Genomic DNA, 16,480 nt, shown 5'->3' with positions numbered 1-16,480 from the left:
GCTGCGCTTCGCGTACGAGACCTTCATTGAGTTGATCTGTCGTAAACAGAACCGGGATATTTTGCTCTGCCATATCCTGCCAGAAAGGATTTTCACGGTTGAGTACGCACGGGATACCGGCCTGGATCAACAAACATAAGGTGCCGATCCCTTGCTGACGAGCAAAAATAAAGTAGCCCAGATCGCACTGACGCAATAGTGCCAGATAGGCATCAAACTCCAGTTTTTCACTCAATATTTGCAAATTATCCGCGCTAAATAATGCCAGACCCGCCTGACGAACCTCGTCGATATAGGCCGTATTATTGGTCGGATACCCCATTGGCACGATCACATTCACCGTGTCACCAAACTGCTGGTGAACAGCACGTAGCGCGGCAATATGCTCATTGCTGCGATCGCCAGAGTTGCCAACCAACACCGTCATCTTACCGCTGCGCTGGCTTTCACTGCTCATATTATTGAGCGAGGGATCCATCCGCGTTGGGAAATAGAGCAGTTCGCCGCGAACGTGCGGATGCTGCCCGGCGAAATAACGTAAATCGCCTCGCGTAGCAAACACGCAGCCCACGCGATTCTGCGCCATGCGACGAATCGGGTAAAACAGGCGGAATTTCAGCCCACTGGAAACTTCATATAAATCCGCGCCCCAGATGTGCCAGTAAAACTGCTCCGGTTTAATTCCCCCACTCAGCAGCGCCAGCCACAGGCTGGTGTTGAACTGACCATGAAAGAAGAAGCGCTGTTGGCGATCCGCTTTCGCCTTCGCAATAACCGCCTGGGCCAGCGCCTTTTTTCCGTCGTAGAAACTCAGCGATAACGCCGGGCAGCTCTCACTGAACCCAGCATCCTGGCCTGCAACCATAAACGTGCGCGCGTGCTCGCTCGTCGCAGCCAGCGAATCGTTAAAAAACCGCAGCACGGTGTGGTTATGGTGAGGGATATCCGATCCCAGAACGTGAATCAGTACAGTCATGCCCGCCTACGCCAGAGTAAAAACACGCCACAACAAAGAGAAAAATAGACGATGTATGTTGCCATATACGCCTGCGCTGCGCCCAGAGCGCCCTGTGCCGGGATCAGCCAGTGGGCAAACGCCGTCAATAACATGAACTGGCTAATTTCAGCCAAAATATAAAACCGCAGCGACGCTTTCGCGATCACCAGATAACCAAAAACGTAGGCGCCAACTTTCAGTACATCGCCGACCAGTTGCCAGGCAAACAGGTCGCGCATGGCGGTAAATTTTGCGGAAAAGAGCAGCCAGATCGCAAAATCACGCAATAGCCAAACCGTAAAGCTCGCGGCGGCAACCGCCGGCAGCACGAACTTCAGCGACTTAATGACCTCGCGGGTAATGTCATGCTTTTCTGTCAGCCGCGACAACGTCGGCAGCAAGTAAACGCTGAATGAGGCGGTAATAAATTGCAGATACGCATCGGAGATACTGCTGACCCCCTGCCAGATCCCCACATCATCCCAGCTGTACTGTGCCGCCAGCAGGTTTCGCATCATCACGTATGCCACAGGCAGCGTTACAGAGGTAATCAGCGCCATCAGCGTAAACTTGCTTAACTGCCCTGCCAGACCATTGTCCCACGAGGGCTTCAGGTAATGCAGCGGAATAGTTCCACGCTTAAGCAGCATAATAATGGCAGGGATAACGACCAGCGCAGGCACCAGAGCCAGGCCCAGCAAGGCGCCTTCATAGCCCCCCAGGCGATAGCAGCCATAGTAAGCCACTACGCCAACCAGGCTACCCACAATCAGCGACAGCGCGTTGCCTGCCGCATCGCGGAAGCCTTTCATCAGCGCCAGCAGCAGGTTAGCCCAGGCGATGCCCATCTGCACCAGCGCAACCAGTCGAACCAGCCCCTGATAATGCGTATGGCCAAACAACCCCTGACTGATCGGCGCGGCCGCCAGCAGAAAAACCGCCGCCATCAGCGTAGAGAATCCCAGCACCATTGCGGAAGATGTACCGACCACCTTACGGAGCCGGGCCGGATCGTCATGGTGCTGCGCAACGTATTTCGTGACGCCGTTGAAAATGCCAGCTCCCGCCAACACGCCCAGCACGGTGACCATTTGGCGAAAATTACCCGCCTGACCCACACCTGCCGGGCCAAAGGAGACGGCCAATAACTTCACCACCAGCAGACCCGCCCCAATTTTTACCAGCGTACTGGCCGCCGTCCATAAGGACGCTTTAGCAAGCGACATATCAGGAGAAGTAATTGAGTAAGGTCGAGATTACCGTTCGCTGATTAACCGGTGACAGGTTATAGAACAGCGGCAAACGCAGCAGACGCTCGCTCTCTTTGGTGGTGTAACGATCAACACCGGCAAACTCGCCAAATTTATCGCCAGCCGGGCAATCATGTAGCGGGATATAGTGGAACACCGCCATAATTTCGGCTTCTTTGAGGAAATTAATCAACGCGGTGCGATCGTCGATATCGCGCAGCTTGATATAAAACATATGGGCATTCTGCACGCAGTTTTCCGGGACAGCAGGCAGCTCAATACGTCCGGCACGCGCCAGCGGTTCGAGGGCATCATAGTAATTCTGCCACAGCGCCAGACGCTGCTGGTTAATACGGTCGGCCGCTTCCAGTTGCGCCCACAAATAAGCAGCCTGCAGATCGGACATCAGATAGCTGGAGCCGATATCGCGCCAGGTATACTTATCTACCTGGCCACGGAAAAATTGACTACGGTTTGTCCCTTTTTCACGAATAATCTCGGCACGTTCGACTAATTTTTTATCATTAATCAACGTCGCGCCGCCTTCACCGCCTGCAGTGTAGTTTTTGGTTTCATGGAAGCTAAAGCAGCCGATGTGACCAATTGTCCCCAGCGCCCGGCCTTTGTAGGTCGACATCACGCCCTGGGCCGCATCTTCGACCACATACAGGTTATGTTTGCTGGCCAGCGCCATAATGGTATCCATTTCGCAGGCCACGCCCGCGTAATGTACCGGCACAATAGCGCGGGTTTTGTCGGTGATCGCCGCTTCAATCAGCGTTTCATCAATGTTCATGGTATCCGGACGGATATCAACAAAGACGATTTTCGCCCCGCGTAAAACGAATGCGTTAGCCGTGGAGACAAATGTGTAGCTCGGCATGATGATTTCATCGCCGGGCTGAATGTCCAACAGCAATGCCGCCATCTCAAGCGATGCGGTACAAGATGGCGTCAACAGAACTTTCTCGCTGCCAAAATGCTGCTCCAGCCACTGCTGACAGCGACGGGTAAAGCCGCCGTCGCCACACAGTTTGCCGCTGTTCATCGCAGACTGCATGTAATCGAGTTCAGTTCCCACCACCGGCGGTGCATTAAATGGAATCATCGTGTCACCTGTATAACCAATACGCGGTGCTTTCCACATTCGCACCACTGTGTATGTAACGTTTAAGCGCGGCGGTGTTACCCATTTGGGTTGCCACGCGCAATATTGTTTTACCGCGGGCCTGCGCCCAGCAAAGCGCAGCCAGCATTAGTTCTTCACCCGCGCCACGCCCAGCCAGTAGGCCTATTCGCGCCTCGGACGCATTCAGTTCGCGCAGCGAGACATAACCACGAATTTCACCTGTCGGCGTGCGTAAAACGAGGCATTGATGATCGAACGTCCCCAGCACCGCATTTTCAATCCACTGCGCATAAAAACGCGAACTGGCATCTGCGGCATACCACGGGGCGCGAAAACGGCTTTGCGCGAATGCCTGTTCTGCCAGGCAGCGTAATGCCGGGATATCCGTAGTTTGCGCGATCTGCGCGTCAGAGTTGCCGCTGGCACACGTCACGGGCAGTACAAAATCCACTTCGCCTTCGACCAGTGAGAAACCCAACCGCTGCAAGGCATCCAATTCATGGGTATTTGCGGCAGCAATTTTTGCCTGTACCCGCGACCAGGGACGTAACGCATCCACCGTCAGAACCGGCGCGTGTTGGTCAAAACGTATAATGGCGCTATTCACGCCAAAAAACGTATTTTCCCAGCTAAGCGGCTCAATACTGGCGCGGACGAGCACGGAGCAGCTCCAGCAAATATTGGCCATAGCCCGTTTTAGCCAGCGAGCTGGCGGCACGTTTCACGCCTTCATCATCCAGCCAACCGTTACGCCAGGCGATCTCCTCCAGACAGGCTATTTTAAAACCCTGACGTTTTTCTACCGTCTGCACAAAAGTACTCGCTTCGATCAGACTGTCATGCGTACCGGTATCCAGCCAGGCAAAGCCACGTCCAAGCAATTCCACCGTCAGATGCCCATCATCAAGATACATCTGGTTGATCGACGTAATCTCCAGTTCTCCACGCTCAGAAGGTTTCACGCGTTTTGCGTATTCCACCACTTTACTGTCATAGAAATAGAGCCCTGTTACCGCCCAGTTAGATTTCGGTGCTTTCGGCTTCTCTTCCAGAGAGATAGCGCGAAAATTGTCGTCAAACTCCACAACACCAAAACGTTCAGGATCCATGACCTGGTAACCAAACACCGTCGCACCTTCTGTGCGGGCGGCTACATGACGTAGTTTTGGACTGAAGCCCTGACCAAAGAAGATATTATCCCCTAATACCAGACATGACGGTTCACCGTTAAGGAACGTTTCACCAATGATAAATGCCTGCGCTAATCCATCCGGGCTGGGTTGCTCGGCATAGTGCAATTCAATGCCGAACTCAGAGCCATCGCCTAACAAACGCTGGAAATAACCTTTATCTTCCGGCGTGGTAATAATCAGAATTTCGCGAATCCCCGCCAGCATTAGCACTGATAGCGGGTAGTAAATCATCGGCTTATCGTAAATGGGCAATAGCTGCTTCGATACGCCACGCGTAATGGGATACAGGCGAGTACCTGAACCGCCCGCCAGAATGATACCTTTCATGCGTTGTCTCCTCCGGGAGCCAAAACCAGGCTGTTAGCCCTTCAGACCTAAACGTTCACCCTGATAGCTGCCATCCTGCACGGGTTTCCACCATGCCTGATTATCCAGATACCACTGCACGGTTTTGCGCATTCCGCTTTCAAACGTTTCCTGCGGTATCCAGCCTAATTCACGCGCAATTTTCGACGCGTCAATGGCATACCGCACATCATGACCCGGGCGATCGTCAACAAAAGTGATCAAGTCTCGGTACTGTGCAATGCCTTGTGGTTTTTGCGGCGCCAGCTCTTCCAACAGGCTGCAAACCGTTTCGACAACATCCAGGTTTTTACGCTCATTGTGACCACCAATATTATAGGTTTCCCCAATCGCGCCCGTTGTCGCCACGCAATAGAGCGCCCTGGCATGATCCTCTACATACAACCAGTCGCGGATCTGTTGCCCATTGCCGTATACCGGCAGCGGTTTCCCAGCCAATGCGTTGAGGATCATCAGCGGGATGAGTTTTTCCGGGAAATGGTAGGGGCCATAGTTGTTAGAGCAGTTGGTAATGAGCGTTGGCAGGCCATAGGTTCGCAACCACGCGCGTACCAGATGATCGCTGCTGGCTTTCGACGCGGAATAAGGGCTACTCGGCGCATAGGGCGTGCTTTCAGTAAAGAAATCATCCGTCGAATGGAGATCGCCATACACCTCATCAGTTGAGATATGGTGGAAGCGAAACGCCGATTTTTTCTCGCTGGACAATGCACTCCAGTAAGCGCGTGCCGCTTCCAACAGCGTGTAGGTGCCCACAATGTTGGTTTCGATAAAAGCAGCCGGACCATCAATGGAGCGATCGACATGACTTTCTGCCGCCAGATGCATCACGCAGTCTGGCTGGTAGTGTTGAAACACCTCGTCGAGCGATGCCCGATCGCAGATATCCACTTTCTCAAAGGCAAAACGGTCATTCTGTGCAACCGGCGTCAGCGACATCAGGTTTCCGGCATAGGTCAGCTTATCGACCACAACCACCGCATCCTGGGTCTCTTGAATAATATGCCGTACAACCGCCGAGCCGATAAACCCCGCGCCACCGGTAACCAGAATTCGTTTCATTAGCGCCAGACCCCTTTGGTATCAACGATGTACTGCTGAAGAACCGCATCGCCTTTAATGGCTTTAAATTCATTATGGTCGACCAGCATGACCAGCACATCGGCGCTTGCCAGCGCATCGTCCAATGTCGCCAGTTGGCAAATGCCGTCCAGTTTTTTCGGCAGTTGATGGATATTCGGTTCCACCACCAGCATTTCACCTTTGTGCCAATGCGCGATACTCTGCGCAATTCCCATCGCCGGGCTTTCACGTAAATCATCAATATTCGGTTTAAAAGCCAAACCAAAGCAGGCGATTTTCACTTCACTGGCCCGTTTGTTGGTATCTGCCAGACAGTCGGCCACAGCGGCTTTTACCCGCTCGACGACCCAATGAGGCTTACCATCATTAACTTCGCGTGCGGTACGGATCAGTTTCGCCTGCTGCGGGTTCTGCGCCACGATAAACCACGGATCGACCGCGATACAGTGTCCACCAACGCCAGGTCCTGGTTGCAGAATATTGACTCGCGGATGACGGTTTGCCAGGCGAATCAGTTCCCAGACGTTAATCCCCTGATCGGCGCAAATTAGCGATAATTCATTCGCAAAGGCGATATTAACGTCGCGGAAGCTATTCTCAGTCAGCTTGCACATTTCCGCGGTGCGGGCGTTGGTCACGACACATTCGCCCTCAAGGAAGATGTTATATAACTCACTGGCACGCGCGGAGCAGACGGCGGTCATCCCGCCGATCACGCGGTCGTTTTTAATCAGTTCGACCATGACCTGGCCTGGCAGCACGCGCTCCGGACAATACGCAATATTCACATCGGCCTGTTCACCGACCTGCTGCGGGAAAGTCAGATCAGGCCGCATTTCTGCAAGCCATGCGGCCATCTGTTCAGTTGCCCCGACCGGTGAAGTCGATTCAAGTATCACCAACGCGCCTTTTTTCAGCACCGGCGCGACAGACTTCGCCGCAGCTTCAACGTAGACCATATCGGGTTCATGCTCTCCCTTGAACGGGGTAGGCACAGCAATCAGATACGCATCAGCGTCTACGGGAGTGGTGGTTGCACGAAGAAATCCGTTTTCGACCGCCGTTTTCACCACAGCGGCCAGATCGGGCTCAACGATGTGAATTTCGCCGCGATTAATGGTATCCACTGCATGTTGATTTACATCTACGCCAATTACATGTTTTTGACGGGAAGCAAAGGCAGCCGCCGTTGGCAGTCCGATATAACCCAGCCCAATGACAGAAATGGTCGTAAAACTCATAGCGATACCCGATTATTTTTTAACGCGTGTAAAATGCGGCCACACGCCAGCCCGTCACCATATGGGTTATGGGCACGGCTCATGGTCTGATATTCATTGTCGTCATGCAGCAAACGCGTGACTTCTTCTACAATACGCTGTGGGTCAGTCCCCACCAGGCGTACAGTGCCTGCGGTAATAGCTTCAGGCCGTTCCGTTGTTTCACGCATCACCAGCACCGGTTTCCCCAGGGATGGGGCTTCTTCCTGAATCCCGCCGGAATCGGTCAGGATCAGCCAGGCGTGATTCATCAGCCAGACAAACGGCATGTAGTCCTGCGGTTCAATCAGAATCACGTTTTCAACGTGCCCCAGGATGCGGTTGACCGGCTCGCTGACGTTAGGATTCAGGTGTACCGGATAGACAATCTGCACATTCTGATTAGCCGCGGCAATTTCCGCCAGCGCGTGGCAAATGTTTTCAAAGCCGCGACCGAAGCTTTCCCGACGATGACCGGTCACCAGTATCATCTTTTTATTAGCGTCGAGGAAAGGGTAATGTTCTGCCAGTTCAGCCCGCAATGCATCACTCGCCAGTACGCGGTCGCGTACCCAGATCAACGCATCAATAACCGTATTGCCCGTGACGAAAATACGATTATCAGGAATAGCTTCCCGTAACAAATTCTGCCGCGAGTTTTCTGTCGGCGCAAAATGATACATAGCCAGACGCCCGGTAAGCGTACGGTTCGCCTCTTCCGGCCAGGGAGAGTAAAGATCGCCAGTACGTAAACCCGCCTCTACATGCCCCACCGGGATGCGCTGATAGAACGCAGCCAAACTGGTAGCAATAGTGGTCGTGGTATCACCGTGCACCAGCACCACATCAGGTTTGAAATCAGCCAGAATTGGCTTTAACCCTTCAAGGATTCGGCAGGTAATTTCTGTTAGCCCCTGACCTGGCTGCATAATATTGAGATCGTAGTCAGGTACTATGGAAAAGAGGTTCAACACCTGATCGAGCATCTCCCGATGCTGCGCTGTGACGCAAACTTTTGCCTCAAAATCAGGATCTTTTGCCAACGCATGAACCAGAGGTGCCATTTTTATAGCCTCCGGTCGCGTGCCAAATACAGTCAGTACTTTCACATCGATTCTCTTCGGATTGGCAGTGAGGGCCCAGCCCCTCACTGCAACGGTATTGCTAAATCGCGCGGCGACGGGTTAACGCGACGCCAGCACCAATCAGAGCCCCAACAATGCCCCACATAATCATCAGGAAGACACGGCGAGGGCTGTCACGTTTTACTGGCTCTTCCGGCGTACGCAGATAACGATAGGTCTGAAAACGCGGATCCAGAGTTGGCCCAACGTTCAGTGTGTTCAGCATGGCTCGGTTTTGGAAGTAGTCCAGATCGAAGTCCGGACCAACAGACTGCAAGTTTTCAAGTCGCGCCTGCAGCATAGGACGTCCAAGTAAGAACAGTTCAGAATCCGGCAACTCATCAGCAGGAACATCAGTGGAGGTACGCGAAATGTTATGCTGTTCGGCAATTTTGAGTGCCTGCTCAATGTTGTGAACACGGCGGGAGAATAGTGATTTCGCCACTTCTTCCTGGCGTTTAACCTGCGCCTTCATCTGCACAGTGCGTGCAGCCCAGGCCCCTTTTAACTCTTCGTTCAGATGATGCGCCGCGCGCTGACTGGCAAAGGCGACGTACTGACGCAGTAGATTGTTGGCATCAGGAGCCGTCTCCGCAATCAGCTTCACACTGTCATTGGTATTACGTAACGCATCGCCAGGCATAAACTGGATGTTACCAATCAGTTCATCCAGCATCGCCGCATCGGCTTTACTGTTACCCACCATACGCTGCTTATAGTAATCAGTCTGCTGCCAGAATTCACGACGCGTATCCCAGGAGGCGAGCTGCATGATGAATTCTTTATAGGCTTCGTCCATTACCGACGGCTGGTCCGCAGATGCGAGGCTGGCCTTAATATCCAGGTTACGCAAAAACTGCTGTTGAGAGTAGTAACCGCCCAACATATTAACCGTTGGCTTGTCTGAAATCGCCGTAGCACTCCACTCCTGACGAGCAAAGAACGTATAGGCAAGAGCGACTATCGCAAAGGCAAGCGCGATACCAATAATCCACACTTTCCCTGCCCATAAGGCACGAAACAACCCACGGATATCCAGTTCATTTTCTGCGCTCACGGCGTGTTCCCCCGGTAATGGTTGTGTCATCGCATCCTCAATTCACTTGGTTAAGTTTGGTTTGCCTTCGCGGTGCCTTCGCAGCCTGCGCTTAACACGCTTAATAAATCTCGCCACCTTCCATGCCCGCTTAATACAGTAACCGTAAAGACCGAATGCCAGTAAAAAGAGCACCAACATGGCCCATTCAGGGACTAAACGAAAATATTCAGCCAGTACGCCGATAGAGGCCAGAATCGCTGCAGCCAGCGTGATCAGAACAAATGCCTGTCGGGAAGTAAACCCTGCGCGCATCACTAAATGATGAATATGCTGGCGATCTGCAGAGAAAGGACTCATGCCTTTACGTAAACGACGATACATAATCGCCACCATATCCATTAACGGAATGGCGATAATCCACAGTGCAGTGACCGGGCTAATAGGGTGTGTTGCACCTTGTGTGGTCTCCAGCAGAATCCAAATGACTGTAAAGCCAATCAGCGTACTCCCCGCATCGCCCATAAAGACTTTATAGCGGCGTCCAAGAATGCCCAGATTCAGCATGATGTAAGGCAGGATGGCGGCAATCATGGCAAAACACCAGATAGCCAGGCTTGTCTGACCATCGAACCACAGGATAAACCCCATCGCGGCGAATGAGACGCTGGATAGCCCGCCTAACAAGCCATCAATGCCATCAACCATATTAAAGGCGTTAATCGCCGCCCAGACGGCAAAAAGGGTGAGAAAATAACCAAAGGGACCCAACAACAACTCCCACGGGCCAAAAATATACCCCAGGCTACTTAGGTAAAGCTCACCTTTTACCATCATCACAATAGCAATCGCCGCCTGAACGACTGCCCGAATTTTTACGCTGATATCAAAACGATCGTCAAGCGCGCCAACAAACACCAGCACACTTGCACAAAAGAGGTATAACGAGGCATGGGGAATGTAATAATCCGAAAGACCAAACATAAAATTGATCCCTGCAAACACAGAAATCCCGCCCACTAAAGGAATAATCCCTTGGTGACGTTTGCGGAAGTTTGGCTTATCCACTAAACCTATTTTTATGGCTACTTTTCGCGCCAAAAAAATAAAAATGGTTGTGAATAAAAAAATACTAACTAGCTCAGAGAAAGCAGCGAGTAGATTCACAGTGTATGTGTTCTCAGCATATATCATTTCCTTAAAGTATAATGCGTTAAGACGCCCCCTTGAAGAGAGCAGCTAAAACATTACACTTCCTACCTCTTGTAGGTCATGCCGCACATTGTGACAATCCATGACGCCGATAATATTGACAATTTTATCTGACCAAACATTAGGATGAATCGTAAAAGCAAAACGCCACGTAAAAACGTGGCGTTTTCAGATGATGCCAGAATCAGGAACGCTTCATCATATCGAAGAAGTCGTCGTTGGTCTTGGTCATCGCCAGCTTATTAATGAGGAATTCCATCGCGTCGATTTCACCCATCGGATGGATAATTTTGCGCAGGATCCACATTTTCTGCAGCTCTTCCTGGGTGGTGAGCAGCTCTTCTTTACGGGTACCGGAACGGTTGTAGTCGATAGCCGGGAAGACGCGTTTTTCAGCAATCTTACGAGAGAGGTGCAGTTCCATGTTGCCGGTACCTTTAAACTCTTCGTAGATAACTTCATCCATTTTAGAGCCGGTATCGATCAGCGCAGTCGCGATGATGGTCAGGCTGCCGCCCTCTTCCACGTTACGCGCAGCACCGAAGAAACGTTTCGGACGGTGCAGGGCGTTAGCGTCCACACCACCAGTCAGAACTTTACCGGAAGCCGGAACTACGGTGTTATAAGCACGCGCCAGACGGGTGATGGAGTCAAGCAGAATAATAACGTCTTTCTTGTGTTCAACCAGACGCTTCGCCTTCTCGATGACCATTTCCGCAACCTGAACGTGACGGGAGGCGGGTTCGTCAAAAGTAGACGCAACAACTTCACCTTTCACCAGACGCTGCATCTCGGTTACTTCTTCTGGACGTTCGTCAATCAGCAGCACCATCAGCACACAGTCTGGATGATTGTAAGCAATGCTCTGCGCGATGTTCTGCAGCAGCATGGTTTTACCCGCTTTCGGCGGAGCAACGATCAGACCGCGCTGACCACGACCGATCGGCGATGCCAGATCCAGTACGCGCGCCGTTAAGTCTTCAGTAGAACCATTACCACGTTCCATACGCAGACGAGAGTTTGCGTGCAGCGGGGTTAAGTTCTCAAAGAGGATTTTGTTACGGGCGTTTTCTGGTTTGTCGTAGTTAACTTCGTTAACTTTCAACAGCGCAAAGTAGCGTTCACCTTCTTTCGGCGGGCGAATCTTACCAGAAATGGTATCACCAGTGCGGAGGTTGAAACGGCGGATTTGGCTGGGAGAAACGTAGATGTCATCAGGACCGGCGAGGTAGGAGCTGTCTGCAGAGCGGAGGAAACCAAATCCGTCCTGCAATATCTCCAGCACACCGTCACCAAAGATATCCTCGCCACTCTTTGCGTGCTGCTTCAGGATGGCAAAAATAATGTCCTGCTTGCGCATACGAGCCAGGTTTTCAAGGCCCATATTTTCGCCGAGAGTGATCAGCTCAGAAACCGGCGTATTCTTTAATTCGGTAAGATTCATAATGGTGTGAGTTCTTAAACTTGGGGTAAATCTCGAACTTAATGTTGTGAATGGTATGGCAGGGTCATCCATGCCTGTTTACGGCCATCGACTCATGTCTGTTCGCTGTCTGGTCACAGGAAAGTACGCAGAACTGAAACGACAAGACGGATTGAGTGATAAGGCCCTGAATCTGTCCACTTCTCGCGCGAGAAACTACGGGAAGTATGGGATATAACCAGATTCAAACTTAATAAGGTATGTTTAATACGAAGTCAACACTAACTTAGCACGACTCAAGTCGGGCGTCCAGTCATCCGAATCAATTCGAAGTATGGTCGCCCGATCATGAGACTTCCTTACGCCAAATTCGCGTCGAGGAATTCTTTCAACTGACCTTTGGACAGTGCGCCGACTTTAGTCGCCGCTACTTCGCCGTTTTTAAACAACAGCAGGGTCGGGATACCACGAATACCATACTTCGGCGCGGTGCCTGGGTTTTGGTCAATGTTCAGTTTAGCAACCGTCAGTTTGCCCTGATATTCGTCAGCGATTTCATCCAGAATCGGAGCGATCATTTTGCACGGACCGCACCACTCTGCCCAGAAATCAACAAGGATCGCTCCGTCCGCTTTGAGTACATCCGTGTCAAAACTGTCGTCAGTCAGGTGAATAATTTTATCGCTCATATATAACTCCACAGGAATAAGCCTGGCGTGTTGGTGTAGGCTGTTGGTGTAGCATTAACCAACTAAAGGTTGACTTTATTTCACCGGATACGCTTTCGTAAAGCAATAGTAAGCTGATATTCTACCACACTATGAGCAAAACACATTTAACAGAACAGAAGTTTTCCGACTTCGCCCTGCACCCAAAGGTGATAGAAGCCCTTGAAAATAAAGGGTTTCATAACTGCACGCCCATTCAGGCCCTCGCGCTGCCGCTAACGCTGGCAGGTCGTGATGTTGCAGGGCAGGCGCAAACCGGTACCGGAAAAACGATGGCGTTCCTGACGTCAACGTTTCATTATCTTCTCTCTCATCCCGCGATTGCCGATCGCAAGGTGAACCAACCGCGTGCGTTAATTATGGCGCCAACGCGTGAGTTAGCCGTGCAAATCCACGCCGATGCCGAGCCGCTGGCACAGACCACCGGTCTGAAATTAGGCCTGGCTTATGGCGGCGACGGTTACGACAAACAGCTGAAAGTGCTGGAAAGCGGCGTCGATATTCTTATCGGCACCACCGGTCGTCTCATTGACTATGCAAAGCAGAACCACATTAACCTGGGCGCGATTCAGGTCGTGGTGCTGGATGAAGCCGATCGTATGTACGATCTGGGCTTTATTAAAGATATCCGTTGGCTGTTCCGTCGTATGCCGCCAACCACCCAACGTCTGAACATGCTGTTTTCTGCAACCCTCTCTTATCGCGTCCGCGAACTGGCGTTCGAACAAATGAATAACGCTGAGTATGTGGAAGTCGAACCGGAGCAGAAGACAGGTCACCGCATCAAAGAAGAACTCTTCTATCCTTCCAATGAAGAAAAAATGCGTTTATTGCAAACGCTGATTGAAGAAGAGTGGCCAGATCGCGCCATCGTCTTTGCTAACACCAAGCATCGTTGTGAAGATATCTGGGGCAGCCTCGCTGCGGATGGTCATCGCGTCGGCCTGTTGACCGGTGACGTGGCGCAGAAAAAACGCCTGCGTATCCTGGATGAGTTCACCCGTGGCGATCTCGACATTCTCGTTGCGACTGACGTGGCCGCGCGTGGCCTGCATATCCCAGCCGTAACGCACGTCTTTAACTATGACCTGCCGGATGACTGTGAAGATTACGTTCACCGTATCGGTCGTACGGGTCGTGCTGGCGCAAGCGGTCACTCTATCAGCCTCGCCTGCGAAGAATACGCGCTGAATTTACCTGCAATCGAGACCTATATCGGCCACTCGATTCCGGTCAGCAAGTACAACCCGGATGCGCTAATGACCGATCTGCCGAAGCCGCTGCGCCTGACGCGCCCACGCACAGGTAATGGCCCACGTCGTACCGGTGGCGCTCCGCGTAATCGTCGTCGTTCAGGTTAAGAAAAGTTATGCCATACACAAAATCATTCAGCCTTTATCAAGGCGGCAAGAAAACGAATCCCGATGAGCTTACTAAAGTAAGTGATTCGGGTGAGAGAACGCAGCCAACACAGATACAGGTTGAAGGATGAAGTGTATGAACTCGACCTCGTTGTATGCGGCAATCGATCTCGGCTCCAATAGTTTTCATATGCTGGTCGTACGCGAGGTGGCGGGAAGCATCCAGACGCTCACGCGTATTAAACGCAAAGTGCGTCTGGCCGCTGGACTCAATAGCGACTACGTTCTCTCCACAGAGGCGATGGAGCGCGGTTGGCAATGTCTTCGCCTGTTTGCTGAACGCCTGCAGGATATACCTCAACCGCAAATCCGCGTGGTCGCCACGGCAACATTACGCATCGCCGTAAATGCCGATGAGTTTATCGCTAAAGCGCAAGGAATCCTCGGCTGTCCTGTCCAGGTCATTAGCGGCGAAGAAGAAGCACGACTGATTTATCAGGGTGTAGCCCACACTACCGGCGGGGCCGATCAGCGTCTGGTCGTTGATATTGGCGGCGCCAGCACTGAACTGGTTACCGGCTCCGGCGCACAAACGACTTCCTTGTTTAGCCTGTCAATGGGCTGCGTCACCTGGCTCGAACGGTATTTTACCGATCGTAATCTGGCGCAGGAAAACTTCGACCAGGCCGAGCAGGCTGCGCGCGAAGTGCTGCGTCCGGTCGCTGACAAACTGCGTTTTCATGGCTGGAAAGTCTGCGTTGGTGCTTCTGGTACCGTCCAGGCGTTGCAGGAAATCATGATGGCGCAAGGCATGGATGAGCGTATCACGCTGGCGAAACTTCAGCAGCTAAAGCAGCGAGCCATTCATTGTGGCCGTCTGGAAGAGCTGGAAATTGAAGGCTTAACGCTGGAACGTGCGCTGGTTTTCCCCAGCGGGCTGGCGATCCTGATTGCCATTTTCACCGAACTGAATATTCAGTGCATGACCCTTGCTGGCGGCGCATTACGCGAAGGGCTGGTCTATGGCATGCTACATCTGGCGGTGGATCAGGATATTCGCAGCCGCACGTTACGTAATATTCAGCGTCGATTCATGGTCGATACAGAGCAAGCGCATCGCGTTGCCATGTTAGCAACGAAATTCCTCGATCAAGTGGAAAATAAGTGGCATCTGGAAGCAATTAGCCGCGAACTGCTGATTAGCGCCTGCCAGCTGCATGAAATTGGGTTGAGCGTTGATTTTAAACAGGCACCACAGCATGCGGCTTATCTGGTGCGCAATCTCGATCTTCCAGGTTTTACGCCGGCGCAGAAAAAACTGTTAGCCACGTTGTTACTTAACCAAACCAATCCGGTCGATCTCTCTTCGCTCCATCAGCAAAACGCCGTGCCACCGCGCATCGCGGAGCACCTTTGCCGTTTGCTGCGTCTGGCGATTATTTTCGCCAGCCGTCGCCGCGATGATTTGGTGCCGGAAATTCAGCTGGATGCAAGAGATGAGCACTTGACGGTCATACTGCCTGAAGGCTGGCTGGAACATCACCCGCTAGGTAAAGAGCTCATCGATCAGGAAAGCGAGTGGCAAAGCTATGTCCACTGGCCGCTGGAAGTACGTTAATCGTTGATTTGCCGGAAGGCGCTTGCGCTTATCCGGTCTACGGCTTCGCTTTCGCCTTTGCCATCATCGCCCGAATATTGGCAATGCTGGCCTGCCCTTTTTGCATCCGTTCCTCAGCGCTTACCACTTTACGCTCCTGTTCCCAGATAACATCATCCTGTGGCAGTTCTAACAGGAAACGGCTCGGTTCCGGGCGTACCAGCTCACCGTACTGACGGCGTTCTTTACACAGGGTAAAGATGAGCTCTTTCTGCGCGCGAGTAATCCCTACGTAAGCCAGACGACGCTCTTCATCGATATTGTCTTCATCAATGCTGCTCTGGTGCGGCAAAAATCCTTCCTCCATTCCCACCATAAACACGTACGGGAACTCCAGCCCTTTCGAAGCATGCAGCGTCATCAACTGCACCTGATCCAGTTCTTCTTCGCTCTCTCCGCGCTCCATCATGTCACGCAGGGTAAAACGAGTAACCACCTGGGTCAGGGTCATTGGCTCTTCCAGCTCGCTGCCTTCCAGCATCTCTGTCATCCAGCTAAACAGCGTGTTGACGTTCTTCATGCGCATTTCTGCCGCTTTCGGACTCGGCGAGGTTTCATACAGCCAGGACTCGTAATCAATGCCGTGGATAAGATCGCGCACGGCCGCAACGGGCTCACGCTCTGCCAGGCGCTGAATTTCACCCAACCAGTGCGTAAAACGG

Annotated in this window: 16 protein-coding genes; 2 read left to right on the top strand and 14 right to left on the bottom strand. The window is 52.2% G+C overall.

Annotation, left to right across the window (positions count from 1 at the left end):
• The 13 genes from KQJ18_RS14170 to trxA all read right to left on the bottom strand — a co-directional run.
• The coding region (locus KQJ18_RS14170; RefSeq protein WP_216422161.1) for a TDP-N-acetylfucosamine:lipid II N-acetylfucosaminyltransferase at positions 1–976 on the bottom strand (976 nt) is incomplete at its 3' end.
• The gene (wzxE, locus tag KQJ18_RS14165; protein WP_085049772.1) at positions 973–2,223 is read right to left on the bottom strand and encodes a lipid III flippase WzxE; all 1,251 of its coding nucleotides are present in this window, start codon (positions 2,221–2,223) and stop codon (positions 973–975) included. The genes wzxE and KQJ18_RS14170, both read right to left, overlap by 4 nt.
• A 1-nt stretch (position 2,224) precedes the next feature.
• Positions 2,225–3,355, bottom strand: coding sequence for a dTDP-4-amino-4,6-dideoxygalactose transaminase (gene rffA, locus KQJ18_RS14160; RefSeq protein ID WP_069325091.1), 1,131 nt, complete (start codon positions 3,353–3,355; stop codon positions 2,225–2,227).
• A 4-nt stretch (positions 3,356–3,359) separates the two neighbouring features.
• Positions 3,360–4,037 (bottom strand): dTDP-4-amino-4,6-dideoxy-D-galactose acyltransferase, encoded by a 678-nt coding sequence (gene rffC / locus KQJ18_RS14155; RefSeq protein ID WP_216422160.1) that lies wholly within the window; start codon positions 4,035–4,037, stop codon positions 3,360–3,362.
• Complete coding sequence (gene rfbA, locus KQJ18_RS14150) at positions 4,015–4,896, bottom strand: glucose-1-phosphate thymidylyltransferase RfbA (RefSeq protein WP_038634554.1); 882 nt, start codon at positions 4,894–4,896, stop codon at positions 4,015–4,017. The genes rffC and rfbA overlap by 23 nt, the downstream gene beginning before the upstream one ends.
• A 33-nt stretch (positions 4,897–4,929) precedes the next feature.
• On the bottom strand, positions 4,930–5,997 hold the full coding sequence (gene rffG / locus KQJ18_RS14145) for a dTDP-glucose 4,6-dehydratase (protein ID WP_216422158.1): 1,068 nt from the start codon (positions 5,995–5,997) through the stop codon (positions 4,930–4,932).
• Complete coding sequence (gene wecC, locus KQJ18_RS14140) at positions 5,997–7,259, bottom strand: UDP-N-acetyl-D-mannosamine dehydrogenase (protein WP_216422156.1); 1,263 nt, start codon at positions 7,257–7,259, stop codon at positions 5,997–5,999. Before wecC ends, rffG begins: the two co-directional genes overlap by 1 nt.
• Positions 7,256–8,386, bottom strand: coding sequence for a UDP-N-acetylglucosamine 2-epimerase (non-hydrolyzing) (gene wecB, locus KQJ18_RS14135; RefSeq protein ID WP_085049769.1), 1,131 nt, complete (start codon positions 8,384–8,386; stop codon positions 7,256–7,258). Before wecB ends, wecC begins: the two co-directional genes overlap by 4 nt.
• 55 nt (positions 8,387–8,441) lie before the next feature.
• Positions 8,442–9,488 (bottom strand): ECA polysaccharide chain length modulation protein, encoded by a 1,047-nt coding sequence (gene wzzE / locus KQJ18_RS14130; RefSeq protein WP_216422154.1) that lies wholly within the window; start codon positions 9,486–9,488, stop codon positions 8,442–8,444.
• A gap of 12 nt (positions 9,489–9,500) precedes the next feature.
• Positions 9,501–10,604, bottom strand: a complete 1,104-nt coding sequence (wecA, locus tag KQJ18_RS14125) for a UDP-N-acetylglucosamine--undecaprenyl-phosphate N-acetylglucosaminephosphotransferase (RefSeq protein ID WP_085049767.1) — start codon at positions 10,602–10,604, stop codon at positions 9,501–9,503.
• A gap of 229 nt (positions 10,605–10,833) precedes the next feature.
• A complete protein-coding gene (gene rho / locus KQJ18_RS14120; RefSeq protein WP_002437993.1) occupies positions 10,834–12,093 on the bottom strand; it encodes a transcription termination factor Rho in 1,260 nt (419 codons plus the stop codon).
• A 78-nt stretch (positions 12,094–12,171) separates the two neighbouring features.
• Positions 12,172–12,273 (bottom strand): rho operon leader peptide, encoded by a 102-nt coding sequence (locus tag KQJ18_RS14115; RefSeq protein ID WP_110496374.1) that lies wholly within the window; start codon positions 12,271–12,273, stop codon positions 12,172–12,174.
• A 158-nt stretch (positions 12,274–12,431) separates the two neighbouring features.
• Positions 12,432–12,761, bottom strand: a complete 330-nt coding sequence (trxA, locus tag KQJ18_RS14110; protein ID WP_001280776.1) for a thioredoxin TrxA — start codon at positions 12,759–12,761, stop codon at positions 12,432–12,434.
• Positions 12,762–12,892: 131 nt separating this feature from the next.
• Here trxA and rhlB point away from each other — a divergent pair, with 131 nt between their 5' ends.
• The gene (rhlB, locus tag KQJ18_RS14105) at positions 12,893–14,161 is read left to right on the top strand and encodes an ATP-dependent RNA helicase RhlB (RefSeq protein WP_003829013.1); all 1,269 of its coding nucleotides are present in this window, start codon (positions 12,893–12,895) and stop codon (positions 14,159–14,161) included.
• 136 nt (positions 14,162–14,297) lie between these two features.
• Positions 14,298–15,779, top strand: a complete 1,482-nt coding sequence (gene gppA, locus KQJ18_RS14100; protein WP_085049766.1) for a guanosine-5'-triphosphate,3'-diphosphate diphosphatase — start codon at positions 14,298–14,300, stop codon at positions 15,777–15,779.
• A 37-nt stretch (positions 15,780–15,816) separates the two neighbouring features.
• Here gppA and KQJ18_RS14095 read toward each other — a convergent pair.
• Positions 15,817–16,480, bottom strand: a 664-nt coding sequence (locus KQJ18_RS14095; RefSeq protein ID WP_216422152.1) for a 3'-5' exonuclease, incomplete at its 5' end; no start/stop codon positions are given.

Source organism: Citrobacter sp. S55_ASV_140, from assembly GCF_018919505.1.
Classification (GTDB): domain Bacteria; phylum Pseudomonadota; class Gammaproteobacteria; order Enterobacterales; family Enterobacteriaceae; genus Citrobacter; species Citrobacter werkmanii.
This window is presented reverse-complemented; position numbering and strand designations above follow the sequence as displayed.

Excerpts from the sequence above, each read along its gene's own strand:
- wzxE (WP_085049772.1), bottom strand. The coding sequence starts at position 2,223 with ATGTCGCTTGCTAAAGCGTCCTTATGGACGGCGGCCAGTACGCTGGTA.
- rffA (WP_069325091.1), bottom strand. The coding sequence starts at position 3,355 with ATGATTCCATTTAATGCACCGCCGGTGGTGGGAACTGAACTCGATTAC.
- rfbA (WP_038634554.1), bottom strand. The coding sequence starts at position 4,896 with ATGAAAGGTATCATTCTGGCGGGCGGTTCAGGTACTCGCCTGTATCCC.
- rffG (WP_216422158.1), bottom strand. The coding sequence starts at position 5,997 with ATGAAACGAATTCTGGTTACCGGTGGCGCGGGGTTTATCGGCTCGGCG.
- wecC (WP_216422156.1), bottom strand. The coding sequence starts at position 7,259 with ATGAGTTTTACGACCATTTCTGTCATTGGGCTGGGTTATATCGGACTG.
- wzzE (WP_216422154.1), bottom strand. The coding sequence starts at position 9,488 with ATGACACAACCATTACCGGGGGAACACGCCGTGAGCGCAGAAAATGAA.
- rho (WP_002437993.1), bottom strand. The coding sequence starts at position 12,093 with ATGAATCTTACCGAATTAAAGAATACGCCGGTTTCTGAGCTGATCACT.
- trxA (WP_001280776.1), bottom strand. The coding sequence starts at position 12,761 with ATGAGCGATAAAATTATTCACCTGACTGACGACAGTTTTGACACGGAT.
- rhlB (WP_003829013.1), top strand. The coding sequence starts at position 12,893 with ATGAGCAAAACACATTTAACAGAACAGAAGTTTTCCGACTTCGCCCTG.
- gppA (WP_085049766.1), top strand. The coding sequence starts at position 14,298 with ATGAACTCGACCTCGTTGTATGCGGCAATCGATCTCGGCTCCAATAGT.